Raw genomic sequence first — 16,557 nt, 5'->3', positions numbered from 1 at the left:
GGCTCCCCCCCTGGCAGGTCAGCCTGGACATCCTTGGAGGACGCACCCCACATGGCCGCCCCGCTGCCCCCTGAAGCCCTGTTCCACATCGAGGTCATCAAGCTCCTGCTCCAGGTGGCCACCAGCGACGACCGCGTCACCCGCGAGGAGATCGACGCCATCATCGAGACCGCCCGCGGCTTCAGCGTGCCCCTGACGGAGCTCAGCGCCATCACCCGCTGCCTCCACGAAGGCCAGCCGCTCCCGCCACCGAACCTGAGCGTCCTGCGCCAGGACCCCAAGGCCGTGCTCGACGCGGTCCATGCCCTCGTCGTCGGCGACGGCCACCTGGACGAATCGGAGATCGCCATGATCCGGCAGATCCGCGAGCTGCTCGGCATCGCCCCCTGAAGTCCCTCCGCTGGCGGCCCGGCGGCCCGGGCCACCGCGCTTCACGTCACGCCGTCACGTGCAGCGGGTGCCCGTCCTTGTGCTCGGGCGCGCCCGTCAGCCTGCGGGTGAGCCGGCGGCGCACGACGTCCACGTGCTCGCGGAAGAAGTACAGGTTCTCCGCGTAGGCGAGCGGCACGGCGATGCGGTTCACCTCGCGCTCGGCCTCCTCCAGCCGCTTGAGCATGTCCTGGAGCATCTCCTGGTCCGGGTCCTCCTCCAGCTGGATCTCAATCTCCTTCAGCCGCGCGTACCACCGGTGGATGCGCGAGCGCACCCGCCACAGGAACACCGCGGGCACCGCGCGCCCCAGCGGCACCACCACCGCGATGATGGGCACCAGCATCACCCACAGCCGGTCCACCAGGTTCGCCGCCCAGAACGGCAGGTAGCGCTGCAAGAGCGGAACGCCCGTCGCGTAGTAGCGCTTCGCCTCGCTGCTCAGCGGGAAGCCCGCCGCGAGCGGCGCGGGGAACTCGCCCGTCTTGTCCAGGAGGCCCGCCGTGCCACTGATTTCACTGGCCGCGCGCATCAGGAGATAGGCGAGCGCCGGGTGCAGTGAGTCCTTCGCCAGCAGGAGCGCGTTGGGCGCGAGCAGCACCACGTCCTGGTCCGGCACGTTCTTCGCGAAGTCGAACACGCCCTGCGGCAGCACGTGACGCGACAGGTACGGGTAGCGGCGCGTGTACGCCTCCGCGCGATTGAAGCTCAGGAGCCGCACGTCCTTCACCGCGGCCAGCTTCTGGATGCGCGGCGACTCCGCCGGCGACACCAGGAACACCGCGTCCACCTTGCCCTGCGTCAGCGCGTCGATGGCCGCGTCCCGGTCCAGCGGCAGCAGCTCCGTGGGCGCCGCGTCCACCTTGTTCGCCTGGAGCAGCGTCATCGCCAGCGCGCGCGTGCCGCTCTCCTCGGGCCCCACCGCGATGCGCTTGCCCTGGAGGCCGCGCACGTCGTCCACGGGCTCGCCCCGGTAGAAGACCCACAGCGGCACGTAGGAGAGGCTCCCCAGCGACGCCACGTGCTCCGGCGCCTCCTGTCCCTTGCCGCCGGTGGTGCCGCTCTGCGCGAAGGCGATGTCCACCCCGCTGTCCTCCGCGCCGAGCAGCGCCACGCTGCCCACGGAGCCCTTCGTGTTGCGCAACTCCAGCGTCACCCCGTGCTGCGCGAGGAACTTCTGGTAGCGCTTCGCCATGTAGTTGAAGCCGCCCTCTTCCGGCGCCAGCGCCATCACCAGGGTCTTCGGCGGCGCGGGTTTGACGAAATAGAACGTCACCGCGAACGCCACCGCGATGAGCAGCGTCGCGGGAGCGACGGCGATCCATAGGTCCCGCCGCAACGTGCGCTTGAGCTGCGCCTTCAACGTGTCCGTCTTCATGAGGCCGCGCAGTATAGCGACCACGCCGTGCGCGGCCCCGCCGTACACCGCGTCGGTCCAGGCAAGCGAGCACGTCACGACCCGGGGGCACTTGGCGCAACCCCTTGCGCGACACACCCTCCCTCCCAGGCCTTTTTGAAGGGGTGTGGCATGGGTTGGCGCGGCGGGTGGGTGTTGTCCTTGCTGGTGGTGGGGGTGGGCTGCGGCGGGGCGCTTCCCGAGGAGCAGACGGAGGCGGAACTCGCACAAGAACCCACCTCGGCCCCCGAGGTGACAGCGGAGGCCCTCTGCCTGCCCACCGCCGCGGGCACCCAGCGGGTGAAGACCCTCCTGCCGCCCTCGGAGCTGGGCATCCCGCGCTTCGCGTTGGGGCCGGGCAGCTTCGTGGACTTCAAGGGGGCGCTGCACTTCGCGGTGAACTTCGAGGATGGCCGCCGGGGCCTGTGGCGCAGCACCGGCACGGACGCGGGCACCACGGAGGTGAAGGCCTTCCCGGCGACGGCGGGCACGGGGACGCCGCTGTTGTCGCAGCTCACCGCCACCCCGGCGCAGCTCTTCTTCCAGGCGCCGGACGCCACGCACGGCGCGGAGCTGTGGGTGAGCGACGGGACGACGGCCAACACCCGGCTGGTGAAGGACCTGACGCCGGGCGTGGAGGACTCGTACCTGACGCACCTGACGGCGGCCGGCTCCACGCTGGTCTTCTTCAAGGAGACGTACGACGCCACTTCGTCCGCCACGCGCTATGAGCTGTGGCGGTCGGACGGCACCGCCGTGGGCACGGTGCGCGTGCGCGACTTCGGCACCACCGTGGACGTGAGCTACCTGGACGCGAAGCAGGGCAACGCGCTGCTGTTCTTCGTGCGCGAGCTCCAGGGCGCCACCTCCCTGTGGCGCACGGATGGCACCGCCGCGGGCACCTACCAGCTGAAGCGGCTGGACGCGGGCCCCGACACGTACCCGAACGACGTGCGCACCATCGGCGCGCTCACCCTCTTCAAGCTGGATGAGTCCAGCGGCCTGCAGGAGCTGTGGAAGACGGACGGCACGGCGGGCGGCACGCTGCGGCTGGCGTCCTTCGGCTCCACGCGCTCCATGCGCGTGCTGGGCGCGCTGGGCCCGTACGCGTACGTCACGACCACGTCCTTCAGCACCCAGTACATGGTCGTCTACCGCGTGCCGCTCACGGGTGGAAACCCGGAGCCGGTGGTCACCCTGCCCAATGACTACGCTTCGCAGGGCTCGGCGTTCCCATCCATCGACGCCGTGAGCCAGGTGCCGGGGGGCAGCAGGCTGTACTTCTCCGTGGCCATTGGCAGTAACGGCCCCGCGCCGCGCGACACGCAGCTGTGGGTGACGAACGGCACCGCCGGAGGCACCACGCTGCTGCGCCGGCCGCTCAGCCTGTCGGACGAGTACAGCTCGCCGGTGCAAGCGGTGGCGGACAACCTGGTCTTCTTCAGCGCCTATGAGACCACGGCGGGCATCGAGCCCTGGGTGACCAACGGCACGGGGGCCGGGACGCGCCGCCTCAAGGACATCGCCGCGCCGGCGCAGGGAGGCTCCTCCTACCCGCGCGAGTTCTTCCGCCTGGGCAGCCGCGTCTACTTCAGCGCCTATGACGAAACGCTGAACGCGCAGCTCTGGTCCAGCACCCTCAGCAACACCTGCGTGGCGCCGGAAGACGCACAGTAGGCGCGGGTGGGCCTCCCCGCCTGGGCTCCAGGCGGGTGGCCGTGCCGGGCGGAGGCGTGGGTGTTAGTAACCGCCTCATGCCCACCGTCAGCGACAGCGCGCGCAGCGCGGGACTCCGCCTCGAACGCAGCCGGGCCTCCCGTCAGTTCGAGGGTCACGGCTTCCGAAACACCGCCCCCGTGGGGGCCGGCCTCCAGGGGAACGCGCTGCCCCTGCTGGGCGAGTACTTCTTCGGCGGCACGCAGCGCACGCCGCCCGCGCCGCTGCCGGTGGAGGATCCGCGCGGCACCTGGGCCCGCGCGCCGGACACCGGCCTGCGCGTCACCTGGCTGGGCCACAGCACGATGCTGCTGGAGGTGGACGGGGCGCGCGTGCTGACCGACCCCGTCTTCGGCGACCGGGCCTCGCCCGTCTCCTTCGCGGGCCCCAAGCGCTTCCACGCCACGCCCGTGCCGCTGGAGGCGCTGCCGGACCTGGACGCGGTGCTGGTGTCGCACGACCACTTCGACCACCTGTGCCGCGGCACCATCCAGTCCCTGGCGAAGCGGCGCGTGCCCTTCGTCACCGCGCTGGGCGTGGGCCGCCACCTGGAGTCCTTCGGCGTGGCGCCGGAGCTGATCACCGAGCTGGACTGGTGGGAGGAGCACCGCGTGGGCCCGGTGGCGTTTCGCGCCACGCCCTCGCAGCACTTCTCCGGCCGCGGCCTGGGCGACCGCAACAAGACGCTGTGGGCGTCGTGGGTGCTCACCACGGACAAGCACCGGCTGTTCTTCAGCGGTGACACCGGCCTCACGACGGAGTTCGAGGAGATTGGCCGACGCTGCGGCCCCTTCGACCTGGTGATGCTGGAGGTGGGCGCGTTCCACCCGAGCTGGGGCGCCATCCACCTGGGCCCGGAGAACGCGCTCAAGGCGCACGCGATGCTGGGCGGCGGCACGCTGATGCCGGTGCACTGGGGCACCTTCAACCTGGCGCTGCACGCATGGGACGAGCCCGTGGAGACGTTGGTGAAGCTGGCCACGGAGCAGCAGGTGCGTCTCTTCACGCCGGGCCTGGGCCGGAGCCTGGAGCCCTCGCGCGTGGAGGGCGTGACGCCGTGGTGGCGCGAGGTGGGCGAGCCGCGCCTCGTGCCCCGGCTCGCACCGTGACGCCAGGACTCGACGCTCACCCGACACCCGGGCGTAGAGTCCCTGGCCATGCGCCACCTCCTCCGGCTCCCCGTCGCGCTGTCCCTGGCCGTCCTGCTGTCGCCAATCGTGGCTTGCGACCCCGCGGCCGGAGAGCCCTCCAAGACGGATGATCCGGCCCCTGGCGTGACGAAGAGCGCGAAGCGGGGCCTCGGGTATGGCTATCACTCGGCGGAGGACCTGAAGGCGCTCTCCCCGGGGATGAGCTGGTGGTACAACTGGTCGCCCAAGCCGGAGAGCGGCGCGGCCAGTGTCTACGTTTCGGAGAAGGTCTCCTTCGTGCCCATGGCCTGGGGCGGAACGCCCACGGTGGCCCAGCTCGAGTCGGAGATTCCCGCGGGCGCGCAGTACCTGCTGGGGTTCAACGAGCCCAACTTCAAATCACAGGCGAACAAGACACCCCGCCAGGCCGCGGCGCTCTGGCCCGTGCTGGAGGAGGTGGCCCGCCGCAAGGGGCTCGAGCTGGTGTCCCCGGCGGTGAACTACTGCGGCGACTGCGTGTCGGAGGACGGCGTCACCTTCAACGACCCGGTGGTGTACCTGGATGCCTTCTTCAAGGCCTGCGCGAACTGTCAGGTGGATGCCATTGCCATCCACTGGTACGCGTGCGACCTGAGCGCGCTCAAGTGGTACGTGGGGCAGTTCAAGAAGTACAACAAGCCCCTCTGGCTGACGGAGTTCGCCTGCGGCGACCGGCCGCACAACGAAATCACCGTGGACGTGCAGAAGCAGTACATGGTGGATGCCATTGGCTACCTGGAGTCGGAGCCCGCCATCGAGCGCTACGCGTGGTTCTCCGGGCGCAACAACGAAATCCCCTCCATCAACCTGCTGGGCGCCTCGGGAGAGCTGACCGAGCTGGGCCGCCTGTACGTCACGCTCGCCGCCGGGACCGCCAAGACATCACCCTGACCGGGGTGAGGTTCCAACCTACACACAGGGTTGGACAGACGCGAAGACGTCTATTCGGTGGTCCCAGGATTCTGGGGCTAAGGTAGACGTCTCATGGCGCTCGACGCGGGGGACACCTTCGGAAGGTATGAGCTGGTGTCCTGGCTGGGCCGGGGCGGCATGGCGGAGACGTGGCATGCCCAGTTGGTGGGCGCGGCGGGCGTGACGAAGCCGGTGCTGATCAAGAAGGTCCTCCCCGAGTACGCGGATGATGAGGCCTTCATCTCCATGTTCATCAGCGAGGCGCGCATCTCCGCCACGCTGTCCCACGGCAACGTCGCGCAGGTCTTCGACTTCGGGCAGGTGGAGGGCGAGTACTTCCTCGCCATGGAGTTCGTCGACGGCAAGCCGCTCGACAAGGTGCTCAAGCGCGCGATGAAGAGTGGGCTGCCCGCGCTCCCCATCCCGGTGGCGGTCTTCATCGCGATGGAGATGTGCCGGGGCCTGCACTACGCGCACACGCGCACGGACAGCAGCGGCAAGCCGCTGGGCATCGTCCACCGGGATATCTCTCCAGACAACGTGCTCGTCAGCTACGAGGGCCAGGTCAAGATCGTCGACTTCGGCATCGCCAAGGCGCAGCTACAGCGGGGCTTCAAGACCGCGCCGGGAGTCGTGAAGGGCAAGTACCTCTTCTTCTCCCCGGAGCAGGCACGCGGCGAGGAGGTGGATGCGCGCACGGACGTCTGGGCCACCGGCGTCGTGCTGTATGAGTTGCTGTGCGGCCAGCTGCCCGTGGAGGGTCCGCCGCATGTCGTGATGATGAAGATTGCTCACGGCGAGATTCCACCGTTGAGCCAGCTGCGGCCGGACCTGCCGGAGGCGCTCAACCGCATCGTCCTCCAGGCGCTGAACCCGGACCCCGCGCAGCGCTTCGCCACCAGCCACGCGTTCGGGGATGCGCTGGCGGGGTTCCTGTATGCGAATCATCCGCGCTTCTCGTCGTTGAGCCTGGCGCACCTGCTGCGGGTGCTGTTCCGGGGAGACCTGCTGAACGAAGGCCGGGAGCTGGCGGTTCCCGACGACTTCCTTGCGGAGCTCAAGGCCTGGCGGAACCCCGTGACGCAGGATCAGCTCCCCACGGTCCCCCACCTCCGGGCCATCCAGACGCCCCGCCCGGCCCCCGCGCCGGTCGTCGTCACGCGCGAGTCCCAGGAGGAGGAGGCGCCGGATGTGCCCACGGCCGAGATCGCGCCGGTCCGCCGCTCCCGCGTGCCCTGGGTGGGGCTCGCGGTGGGGAGCGCGGCGCTGCTTGCGCTGGGAGGAGGCATCTGGTGGACCCGGCTCCGGCACGCACCGGAAGTCCCGCGAGCGGAAAGCGCCCCCGTGACTCCCGTGGTGGTGACTCCATCGGATCCAGCCCCCGCACCGGAGGAGCCCGCGGAGGTGGATGCGGGAGTGACGCCGGAGCCTCCACCCTCGCCTCCGGCAGCCATTGCGTGGAGTGAGTCCCAGGTGCGCTCCCTGCTCGATGATGTGTATCGCCTGAACAAGAGCAACAAGGAGCTGACCCGGGCGGCGAAGCTGGTCCAGACCTGCGTGGACGCCGTGCCGGACAACGCGGACTGCCGGCTGGCGGCGGGGCTCACCTACGAGCGGCTCCGTGCCTTCGACAAGAGCGCGCTCCACTACCGGGCCTTCTTGCAGAACACGCCCACCACGGACCTCCGGCGAGGCGCGGTCTCGGAGCGCCTGGCGGCCCTGCCCTTGCGCAAGCCGCTGGAGTCCACGCCCGCCAACGAAGCGGACCTGGAGTCCGCCCGAAGCGCCGTCCTGATGCACCTGACGCGAGGACAGCTGAAGGAAGCGCTCGACGCCGCGAGCCAATGCGTGGCACGGCTGCCTCGCGAGCCCGAGTGTCACCTGCTACAGGGGGACGTCCTGGCGAAGATGAACCAGGTCCCGGAGAGCACGCGCAGCTACGAGCGTTTCCTGACGTTCGCGCCCGCGGATCATCCCCGGCGCCCCTCCGTCTTGCGGAAGCTCGTGGAGCTGCGGGCGACCGCCCCTTGAGAAACCACACGGGACGCTCGTGAGAGGGGCAGGCAGGGAGGCCGCATTCGGGGTTTCCCGGTTCCCGTATAGGATGCGCGCCCCATATGGAACTGCAAGCCGGAGATACCTTCGGACGGTATGAGTTGGTGTCCTGGTTGGGTCGGGGCGGCATGGCGGAGACGTGGCGCGCCCAGCTCGTCGGCGCCGCCGGTGTCACCAAGTCCGTGCTGATCAAGAAGGTCCTCCCGGAGTACGCGGACGACGAGGCCTTCATCTCCATGTTCATCAGCGAGGCGCGCATCTCCGCCACGCTGTCCCATGGCAACGTCGCCCAGGTCTTCGACTTCGGGCAGGTGGAGGACGAGTACTTCCTCGCCATGGAGTTCGTCGACGGCAAGCCGCTCGACAAGGTGCTCAAGCGCGCGAAGAAGGCAGGCCTGGGGACCCTGCCCATCCCGGTCGCGGTCTTCATCGCGATGGAGATGTGCCGGGGCCTGCACTACGCGCATTCGCGCACGGACGGCAGCGGCAAGCCGCTGGGCATCGTCCACCGCGACATCTCCCCGGACAACGTGCTCGTCAGCTACGAGGGCCAGGTCAAGATCGTCGACTTCGGCATCGCCAAGGCGCAGTTGCTGCGCGGCTTCAAGACGGAGCCCGGCGTGGTGAAGGGCAAGTACCTCTTCTTCTCCCCGGAGCAGGCGCGCGGAGAGGAAGTGGATGCGCGCACGGACGTCTGGGCCACCGGTGTCGTGCTGTACGAGTTGCTGTGCGCGAAGCTGCCGGTGGAGGGGCCACCGCAGACGGTGATGATGAAGATCGCCCATGGACAGATCCCCGCCCCAACGACGTTCCGGCAGGACCTGCCCGACGCGCTGAATGCGCTGGTGATGAAGGCGCTGGCTCCGGACCGGGAGCAGCGCTTCGAATCCAGCCATGCCTTCGGGGATGCGCTGGCGGATTTCCTCCATGACCACTCCCCGCGCTTCTCCTCGCTGAGTCTCGCGAACCTGCTGCGGGTGCTGTTCCGTGCGGACCTGACGCACGAGGGCCGCGAGTTGCCCGTGCCCGCGGCCTTTCACGACGAGGCGAGGAGGTGGGGCGAGCCCGCGCTGGCGAAGCTCCTGGATGCCCCACCGCCGGCGCAGGTCCAGACCCGGCGGATGGCGCGCGCCGTCGCGAAGCCTCCGCCCCCCACGGAGACGACGCAGCCAGATGCGCCCACGGTTCCGTCGGGGCCCTCGCGCAAGGGGCTCTACGCCGCGAGCGCGGCAGGAGGCCTGGCCGTGGCCGGGGCCTGCCTCTGGTTCTTCATGGGCTCCCGTTCGCAAGAGCCCGTCACGCAGCTCGTTCCCGTTCCCGTGCCCCAGACGGTCGCGGTCGAAGCCCCCGCCCCGAAGGTCGAGCCCGAACCCCCCGCCCCGAGTCCGGTGCAGGAACCGGAGGCCGTGGCGGAGGTTGCGGCCGTGAGTCCCGCCGAGCCAGAACCCGCGCGCCCCGTGCCCGCCACCCGGAAGTCGTCCAGGCTCGTCCGCGCGACCCAACACGTCCAGGCCCAGGAGCCAACGCCCGTTCCGGTCGTGGAGCAGGAGCAGCCCACGGTCGTCGCGGCCAGCGCCATCCAGGAACCGCCTCCCGCCGCTCCGGAGAGCGCGCCCGCGCCCAAGAAGGGCGTCTTCGGGCTGATCGACTCCAAGCGGCAGGAGGTGCAGCAGAAGGTGTCCTCGCTCGTGAAGACGAAGCAGCAGGAGGTCCAGCAGAAGGTCTCCGGCCTGCTCCAGAGCAAGGACTACGACGCGGCGCTGGAAGCAGCCAACGACTGCGCGGCGAACAACCCCGACATGCCGGAGTGCCATCTCATGCTCGGGGCCGTGCACGCGAAGCTCAACCATCCACGGGAGAGCACGCAGCACTACGAGACCTTCCTGAAGCTCGCGCCCGCGGACCACCCGCGCCGGGCGAAGGTCGTCGAGCTGCTCGGGCAGACCAGCAGCGCGAATTGAGTGGTCAGCCTTTCCACTCGCTGACATCCCAAGCGGCCAGGCAGGAGAAAGACAGGCTCGATTCTGCCATCCCTGGAATCTGGGTTTAGAATGTCTGCCCCATGGCACTCCAAGCGGGCGACGTCTTCGGGCGGTACGAGCTGGTGTCCTGGCTGGGCCGGGGCGGCATGGCGGAGACGTGGCGCGCGCAGCTGGTGGGCGACGCGGGCGTCACCAAGCCCGTGCTCATCAAGAAGGTCCTCCCGGAGTACGCCAACGACGAAGCCTTCATCTCCATGTTCATCAGCGAGGCGCGCATCTCCGCCACGCTGTCCCATGGCAACGTCGCGCAGGTCTTCGACTTCGGCCGCGTGGACGGGGAGTACTTCCTGGCCATGGAGTTCGTGGATGGCCAGCCGCTGCACCGCGTGCTCAAGCGCGCGATGAAGAGCGACCTGGGCGCCCTGCCGATTCCCATCGCCGTCTTCATCGCGATGGAGATGTGCCGGGGGCTGCACTACGCGCACACCCGCCTGGACAACAGCGGCCGGCCGCTGGGCATCGTCCACCGGGACATCTCTCCGGACAACGTGCTGCTGGGCTACGAAGGCCAGGTCAAGATCGTCGACTTCGGCATCGCCAAGGCGCAGCTCATCCGGGGCTTCAAGACGGCGCCGGGGGTGGTGAAGGGCAAGTACCTCTTCTTCTCTCCGGAGCAGGCGCGCGGAGAGGACGTGGACGCGCGCACGGATGTCTGGGCCACGGGCGTCGTGCTGTATGAACTGCTCTGCGGGAAGCTGCCGGTGGAGGGTCCTCCACACGTGGTGATGATGCGCGTGGCGCGAGGGGAGATTCCCTCGCCGAGCGTGCTCCGGCCGGACCTGCCGCAGGAGTTGAACAACATCCTGATGAAGGCGCTGACTCCGGACCGGGAGCTGCGCTTCGAATCCAGCCACGCCTTCGGAGATGCACTGGCGGGCTTCCTCTATTCGAACTTCCCGCGCTTCTCCTCCTTGACCATCGCGCACCTGCTGCGGGTGCTCTTCCGGGGGGACCTGGCGCAGGAAGGCCGGGAGATGTCCGTGCCGGGTTCGTTCCTGGAGGAGTTGAAGGCCTGGCGCGTACAGGACCTCGCCGGATGAAGAGGTGACGCCGCCGCCATCGACCCAGCGCCAGACCCGGCGCATCCGGGCGACCTCCCCATCACCCGTCACGGCGACGACCCAACCCCGGTCCATCGTGCCGGCTCCTGGCCCTTCGCGCCCTCTGCTCTATGGGTTGAGCGCGGGAGGACTGCTGACCGTGGGCGCGTGCATGTGGCTCTTGTTGGATACACATTCGACCGGGACCACCGCGGGGGCACCACCTCCCACGCCCATCCAGCAACCTTTTGCAGTCACCGGAGCCAATCCCGGCCCGTCCACCAACACGCAGGAAGGCCCTGAACCGACGGTGCAGGCCGCCAATGCAGATGTGCCGACCGCCGCCTTGGAAAAAGAAGCCTCCGCGGTCAGAGCCATGCTGCTCTTCATCCACCACTCCCTGGCGGACAACAGGCTCGCCGACGCGCAAGCGGCAGCCACGCGCTGCCTTGAAACATACCCCAAGAATCAAAGCTGCCAGAACGCGCTCCAGCTCATTCAAGCAAAACTCGCCAACGCCAACACGCCTTCTGACATACGCCCAAAGCAGCCGTCCCCGCTCCCAGCGGACCGCCCGACAAGCCCCTCCACCCTCTCGAAGAACATCAACGAGATACAGATCACCGTCAACAACCTCAACAAGCAAGGCCGCACTCACGACGCCTTGGAGGTGGCACAAGCCTGCGTGGACGGCGACCCCAAGATTCCTGAATGCCACCTCATGCTCGGCGTGCTCTACGCGAAGCTCAAGGAGTTCAAGAGGAGTGAACAACATTATGAAACATTCGTGGCGCTGACTCCTGATGGCTATCCCAAGAGAGACCGCGTCATCGAGATCCTGAAGAACAGCACCCAATAGGCCCTCACCCCAACGACTCAACCTTCAGTCGAAGCTGGACACAAGAGCACCAGGCCATGGCACTCCAAGCGGGCGACGTCTTCGGAAGGTATGAGCTGGTGTCCTGGCTGGGCCGGGGCGGCATGGCGGAGACGTGGCGCGCCCAGTTGGTAGGCGACGCGGGCGTGACGAAGCCCGTGCTCATCAAGAAGGTCCTCCCCGAGTACGCGGACGACGAGGCCTTCATCTCCATGTTCATCAACGAGGCGCGCATCTCCGCCACGCTGTCGCACGGCAACATCGCCCAGGTCTTCGACTTCGGCCGCGTGGACGGGGAGTACTTCCTGGCCATGGAGTTCGTGGATGGCCAGCCGCTGCACCGCGTCCTCAAGCGGGCCACGAAACAGGGCATGAGCGCCCTGCCGATTCCCATCGCGGTCTTCATCGCGATGGAGATGTGCCGGGGCCTGCACTACGCGCACACGCGCACGGACAGCAGCGGCAAGCCGCTGGGCATCGTCCACCGCGACATCTCTCCGGACAACGTGCTGCTGGGCTACGAGGGCCAGGTCAAGATCGTCGACTTCGGCATCGCCAAGGCGCAGCTCATCCGGGGCTTCAAGACGGCGCCGGGCGTGGTGAAGGGCAAATACCTCTTCTTCTCTCCGGAGCAGGCGCGCGGAGAGGACGTGGACGCACGCACGGACGTCTGGGCCACGGGGGTCGTGCTGTATGAGTTGCTCTGCGGGAAGCTGCCGGTGGAAGGCCCGCCCCCCGCGGTGATGATGCGGATCGGACGCGGCGAGTTCCCGGCGCCCAACGTCTTGAGGCCCGACCTGCCGGACGCCTTGAATGAACTCCTCCTCCGGGCGCTCGCGCCGACCCGGGAGATGCGCTTCGAGTCCAGTCATGAGTTCGGGGATGCGCTGGCGGGGTTCCTCTACTCGAACTTCCCGCGCTTCTCCGCGATGACCATCGCGCACCTGCTGCGCTCCCTCTTCAAGGCGGAGTTGTCCCAGGAGGGCCGGGAGCTGGCGGTACCGCACTCCTTCCTGGAGGAGATGAGCGCCTGGCGCGCGCCTCCGCCAACCAGGGCGCCTCGCACGCGGGGCACCACCGCGCCAGGCGAGCCGCGCGCTTCACGCCTTGAACCCCATCCGTCTGGCTCGGAGACCCCCGCTCCCCTCCAGCAGGTGCCACGTCCGCTTCTCTACCCGCTGGCCCTGGCAACACTCCTGGGGCTCGGCGCGTCCTTCTGGCTCCTGTCGAACGCGAATGCCCCGGAGGTCCAGCCCCTTCCCCCTGCTGCCAGGAACATTCCGCAGCCTGTCCGGGAAGTGCCAGCACCCACGCGCGCGGTCCCCCCTCCTCCCGCCACGGCCAGCCCCACGGCGACCGCCGCGAGCACCGCCTCCCCCACCATCAATGACTTCCTGGTGAAGCTCCACGGCTTCATCAGGCAGGAGGACTTCAATAGCGCGCGGCTCGTCGCCAATGACTGCGTGGCCCGGTACCCGCAGGCGCCGCAATGCCATCTGTTCCTGAGCGTGGTCGAGGCCAGGTTCCGGAATCTGCAAGCCAGCGCCGACCACTACGAAGCCTTCGTGCGGCTGTCTCCCGAAGGCGACCCCCATCGCAGTCGCATCATCGATCTGCTGTATTCATCGGACTTCGAACCCAATCCAGTCGACGTGGCGCTCCTGCTGTTGCAGGTGCTCGAGGAGCCGCCCGGGACGGCCCCTCCCGCTCCCGCGGCACCCGGGCGCAGTGACCTTGCGTGGAGCAAGCTCTTCCACAAGAAGGCCGCCGAACTCTCCAAGCGAAAGCGCAGGGAGGAAGCGCTGGGCCCAGCGCGGATGTGCGTCCTGCTCGACCCCCAGAATGCGGAATGCCATCTCATCCTGGGCGACACCTACGACCGGATGTACAAACGCAAGCAGAGCCGCGAACACTATCTGCGGTTCCTGACGCTTGCATCCGAGGACCATCCCGCCAGGGCGCACGTCAGCGAAATGACCCAATAAAGGTTCTGCGACTAGGATGCCCGACCCATGGCACTCCAGGCAGGCGACACCTTCGGGCGGTATGAGCTGGTGTCCTGGCTGGGCCAGGGCGGCATGGCGGAGACGTGGCGCGCCCAATTGGTAGGCGATGCGGGCGTCACCAAGCCCGTGCTCATCAAGAAGGTCCTCCCGGAGTACGCCAACGACGAGGCCTTCATCTCCATGTTCATCAGCGAGGCGCGCATCTCCGCCACGCTGTCCCACGGCAACGTCGCCCAGGTCTTCGACTTCGGCCGGGTGGACGGTGGGTACTTCCTCGCCATGGAGTTCGTGGACGGCCAGCCGCTCCACCGCTTCCTCAAGCGCGCGATGAAGAGCGGCATGGGCGCCCTGCCCGTCCCCATCGCCGTCTTCATCGCCATGGAGATGTGCCGGGGCCTGCACTACGCCCATACGCGCACGGACAGCAGTGGCCAGCCGCTGGGCATCGTCCACCGCGACATCTCCCCGGACAACGTCCTCATCAGCTACGAGGGCCAGGTCAAGATCGTCGACTTCGGCATCGCCAAGGCCCAGCTCATCCGGGACCTCAAGACCGAGCCCGGCGTGGTGAAGGGCAAGTACCTCTTCTTCTCCCCGGAGCAGGCGCGTGGCGAGGACGTGGATGCGCGCACGGACATCTGGGCCACCGGCGTCGTGTTGTACGAACTGCTCTGCGGAAAGCTTCCCCTGGAGGGACCACCCCAGGTCGTGATGATGCGCATCGCGAACGGCGAGCTTCCGCAGCTGAGTGAGTCACGGCCGGACCTTCCAGCGGCGCTCCAGCGCATCGTCCTCAAGGCCCTGCACCCGGACCGGTCCGAGCGCTTCGAATCCAGCCACGCCTTCGCGGAGGCCCTCGCGGGCTTCCTGTACGCGAACCACCCGCGTGTCTCCTCGCTGAGCCTCGCGCACCTGCTGCGGATGCTGTTTCGTCAGGACTTGCAATCGCACGGCCGCGAGCTGTCCGTCCCGGACTCCTTCCAGGAGGAGCTGGAGTCCTGGCGCGAGCAGGAACCGGCGCTCGCGAAGAAGCCCCCGCGCCCCAGGCCGCTGCTCCACACCGGCCGGATTCCCCTGCCCGAATCCTCCAGCGTCGAAATCGTGGAAGAGAATGAGGCCCCGGCCGCGCTCGCTCCCGCGACATCGCGCAAGTGGATGGTGGGATTGAGCACCACGGGCGTGGCGCTCGGGGCCAGCCTCCTGTGGTTCTTCTCCTCCTCCGTGCCGCCGGAGCACCCTGGAGCCCCGCGCCCCATCGAGCGTCCCTCCAGCGCGGTTCAACCCCTTCCCAATGATGCACGGCCGCTCGCGGTCCCCCAGACGATAGGCAGCGCGCCCCTCACGGTGGCACCGCTTCCGGAAGCGCCCCTGTCGCTGGCCAGCTACCAGGACCGCGTCCAGGCGCGCGTGCAGCAGGGTGCGCTCCAGGACGCCGTGGACCTGGCGCACCAGTGCGCGAAGCAATTCCCCCAGGAAGCGGAATGCCAGCTGCTGCTTGGGATGCTGTACGCGCGACTCCATGACAGCCGCACCAGTGTGACGCACTACCAGCGCTTCCTGGAGTACGCCCCCGATACGCATCCCAGCCGCGCGAAGGTGGTGCAGGTCCTGGACGACGCGAAGGCCCTCTCGTCGTCTTCGGGTCGCATCGTGAAGCCGGAGACCTTCGCCGACATGATGGAGACCGGCCGCACGGCCTTCCGCGACGAGAAGTACCCGGAGGCCGTCACCACCTACCGGAACGCGGTGGCCATGAAGCCGGACTCGCTGGAAGCGAAGCTCGAGCTGGGCCTGACGCTCATCAAGCTCAAGCCGGGCACGTCCAAGGACCACCGGGAGGCCGTGAAGCTCCTGGAGGCCGTCACCTGGAAGGACCCCGGCATCCGGCGAGCCTGGCTGGGTCTGGAGACCGCCTATACCCTGATCGGCAACAAGGCCAAGGCCAAGAGGGCCCACGACCGGTACATGCTGATGTCCCCCAGGAACATGGCGAACCCGGCGAAGGCGAGGGAGCGGATCAAGAACCTCGGCTTCTAGGCCGCACCGGGCTGGAACCCCAACCCCTCCGCCACCTCCACCTCCGTCAGCTCGCGCCACGCCCCTTCCGCCACGTCCAGCGCCACCCGGCCCACCGCCTCACGGTGCAGCGCGAGCACCGGGTGCCCCACCGCCGCGAGCATCCGCTTCACCTGGTGGTGCCGTCCTTCCGTGAGCGTGAGCGCCACCACGTCGGGCGCGCGGAGCACGGCCTCCGCCGGGCGCGTGGGGCCGTCCTCCAGCGTCAATCCCTCTCGCAGCCTCGTCAGCGCCGCTTCCGGGGGCTGCCCCTCCACGCGCGCCACGTACCGCTTGGGCAGGTGCGTCTCCGGCGCCGTCGCGTGCCGCACCAGCCGCTCGTCGTTGGTGAAGAGCAGGAGCCCCGTGGTGTCCCGGTCCAACCGGCCCACCGCGTACCACTCGAAGCCTTGAAGCTCCGGCGGCAGCACCGCGCGCAGTCTTTCGAAGACCGTGCCCACGCCTTCGGGATCCGACCCGTGCACCACCGGCCCCGCGGGCTTGTGGAACATCAGCACGCGCACCTGGCGCGTGAGCGCGCGCTCCACGCCGTCCACGCGCACCCGCGTCCCCTCCCCCACCGGCGCGAACGGCTCGCGCTCCACCCGGCCGTCCACCTCCACGCGGCCGTCGCGGATCGCCTGCTCGGCCCCGGTCCGGGGCAGGACGCCGGCCCGGCCCAACGCTCGCGCCAGCCAGTCCGCGTTCGGCCCCGCCGGGGTCTCCGGTCCCCTGCGCCTCGCGGCCTCCAGCCATCTGGGCGTCCGTTGCTTGCGCGCCATGCGTCCTCCCGTGTGCCGCCCGCTGTATCAGATGCGTCACACCCGGGGATTTCCCCGAACACCCTGGACATAGGTACG

At 68.8% G+C, this 16,557-nt stretch carries 11 protein-coding genes and 1 pseudogene; 10 read left to right on the top strand and 2 right to left on the bottom strand.

The window, feature by feature from the left end; genetic code table 11:
• Window positions 1-51 precede the first annotated feature (51 nt).
• A complete protein-coding gene (locus tag ACX114_RS08220) occupies window positions 52-390 on the top strand; it encodes a TerB family tellurite resistance protein (protein WP_459296379.1) in 339 nt (112 codons plus the stop codon).
• A gap of 46 nt (window positions 391-436) precedes the next feature.
• On the opposite strand, the gene ACX114_RS08215 is transcribed toward ACX114_RS08220, so the two are convergent.
• Entirely contained in the window at window positions 437-1,807 is a 1,371-nt protein-coding gene (locus tag ACX114_RS08215) for a TAXI family TRAP transporter solute-binding subunit (RefSeq protein WP_459300091.1), read from the bottom strand.
• A 150-nt stretch (window positions 1,808-1,957) separates the two neighbouring features.
• Between ACX114_RS08215 and ACX114_RS08210 the strand changes: the two genes are divergently transcribed.
• The 9 genes and pseudogenes from ACX114_RS08210 to ACX114_RS08170 all read left to right on the top strand — a co-directional run bounded on the left by ACX114_RS08210 (window position 1,958) and on the right by ACX114_RS08170 (window position 15,679).
• A complete protein-coding gene (locus ACX114_RS08210) occupies window positions 1,958-3,502 on the top strand; it encodes an ELWxxDGT repeat protein (RefSeq protein ID WP_459296377.1) in 1,545 nt (514 codons plus the stop codon).
• Window positions 3,503-3,579: 77 nt separating this feature from the next.
• Window positions 3,580-4,650, top strand: coding sequence for an MBL fold metallo-hydrolase (locus tag ACX114_RS08205; protein WP_459296375.1), 1,071 nt, complete (start codon window positions 3,580-3,582; stop codon window positions 4,648-4,650).
• 48 nt (window positions 4,651-4,698) lie between these two features.
• Complete coding sequence (locus tag ACX114_RS08200) at window positions 4,699-5,601, top strand: glycoside hydrolase family protein (protein WP_459296373.1); 903 nt, start codon at window positions 4,699-4,701, stop codon at window positions 5,599-5,601.
• Between the two features lie 93 nt (window positions 5,602-5,694).
• Entirely contained in the window at window positions 5,695-7,653 is a 1,959-nt protein-coding gene (locus ACX114_RS08195) for a serine/threonine-protein kinase (RefSeq protein WP_459296371.1), read from the top strand.
• An 86-nt stretch (window positions 7,654-7,739) separates the two neighbouring features.
• Window positions 7,740-9,638 (top strand): protein kinase domain-containing protein, encoded by a 1,899-nt coding sequence (locus tag ACX114_RS08190; RefSeq protein ID WP_459296369.1) that lies wholly within the window; start codon window positions 7,740-7,742, stop codon window positions 9,636-9,638.
• Between the two features lie 101 nt (window positions 9,639-9,739).
• Window positions 9,740-10,738 (top strand): annotated as a pseudogene (locus ACX114_RS08185) (serine/threonine protein kinase); the annotation flags it as partial.
• A 193-nt stretch (window positions 10,739-10,931) separates the two neighbouring features.
• Window positions 10,932-11,618, top strand: a complete 687-nt coding sequence (locus tag ACX114_RS08180; protein ID WP_459296367.1) for a hypothetical protein — start codon at window positions 10,932-10,934, stop codon at window positions 11,616-11,618.
• A gap of 56 nt (window positions 11,619-11,674) precedes the next feature.
• On the top strand, window positions 11,675-13,621 hold the full coding sequence (locus ACX114_RS08175) for a serine/threonine protein kinase (protein WP_459296365.1): 1,947 nt from the start codon (window positions 11,675-11,677) through the stop codon (window positions 13,619-13,621).
• A gap of 27 nt (window positions 13,622-13,648) precedes the next feature.
• Window positions 13,649-15,679, top strand: a complete 2,031-nt coding sequence (locus tag ACX114_RS08170) for a protein kinase domain-containing protein (protein WP_459296363.1) — start codon at window positions 13,649-13,651, stop codon at window positions 15,677-15,679.
• Here ACX114_RS08170 and ACX114_RS08165 read toward each other — a convergent pair.
• Entirely contained in the window at window positions 15,676-16,479 is an 804-nt protein-coding gene (locus tag ACX114_RS08165; RefSeq protein WP_459296361.1) for a pseudouridine synthase, read from the bottom strand. The genes ACX114_RS08170 and ACX114_RS08165 overlap by 4 nt on opposite strands.
• Between the last annotated feature and the right edge of the window lie 78 nt (window positions 16,480-16,557).

Source organism: Corallococcus sp. M7 (assembly GCF_054512695.1).
Note: the sequence above shows the minus strand (reverse complement) of the source record. Positions and strands in the feature narration are given on the sequence as shown.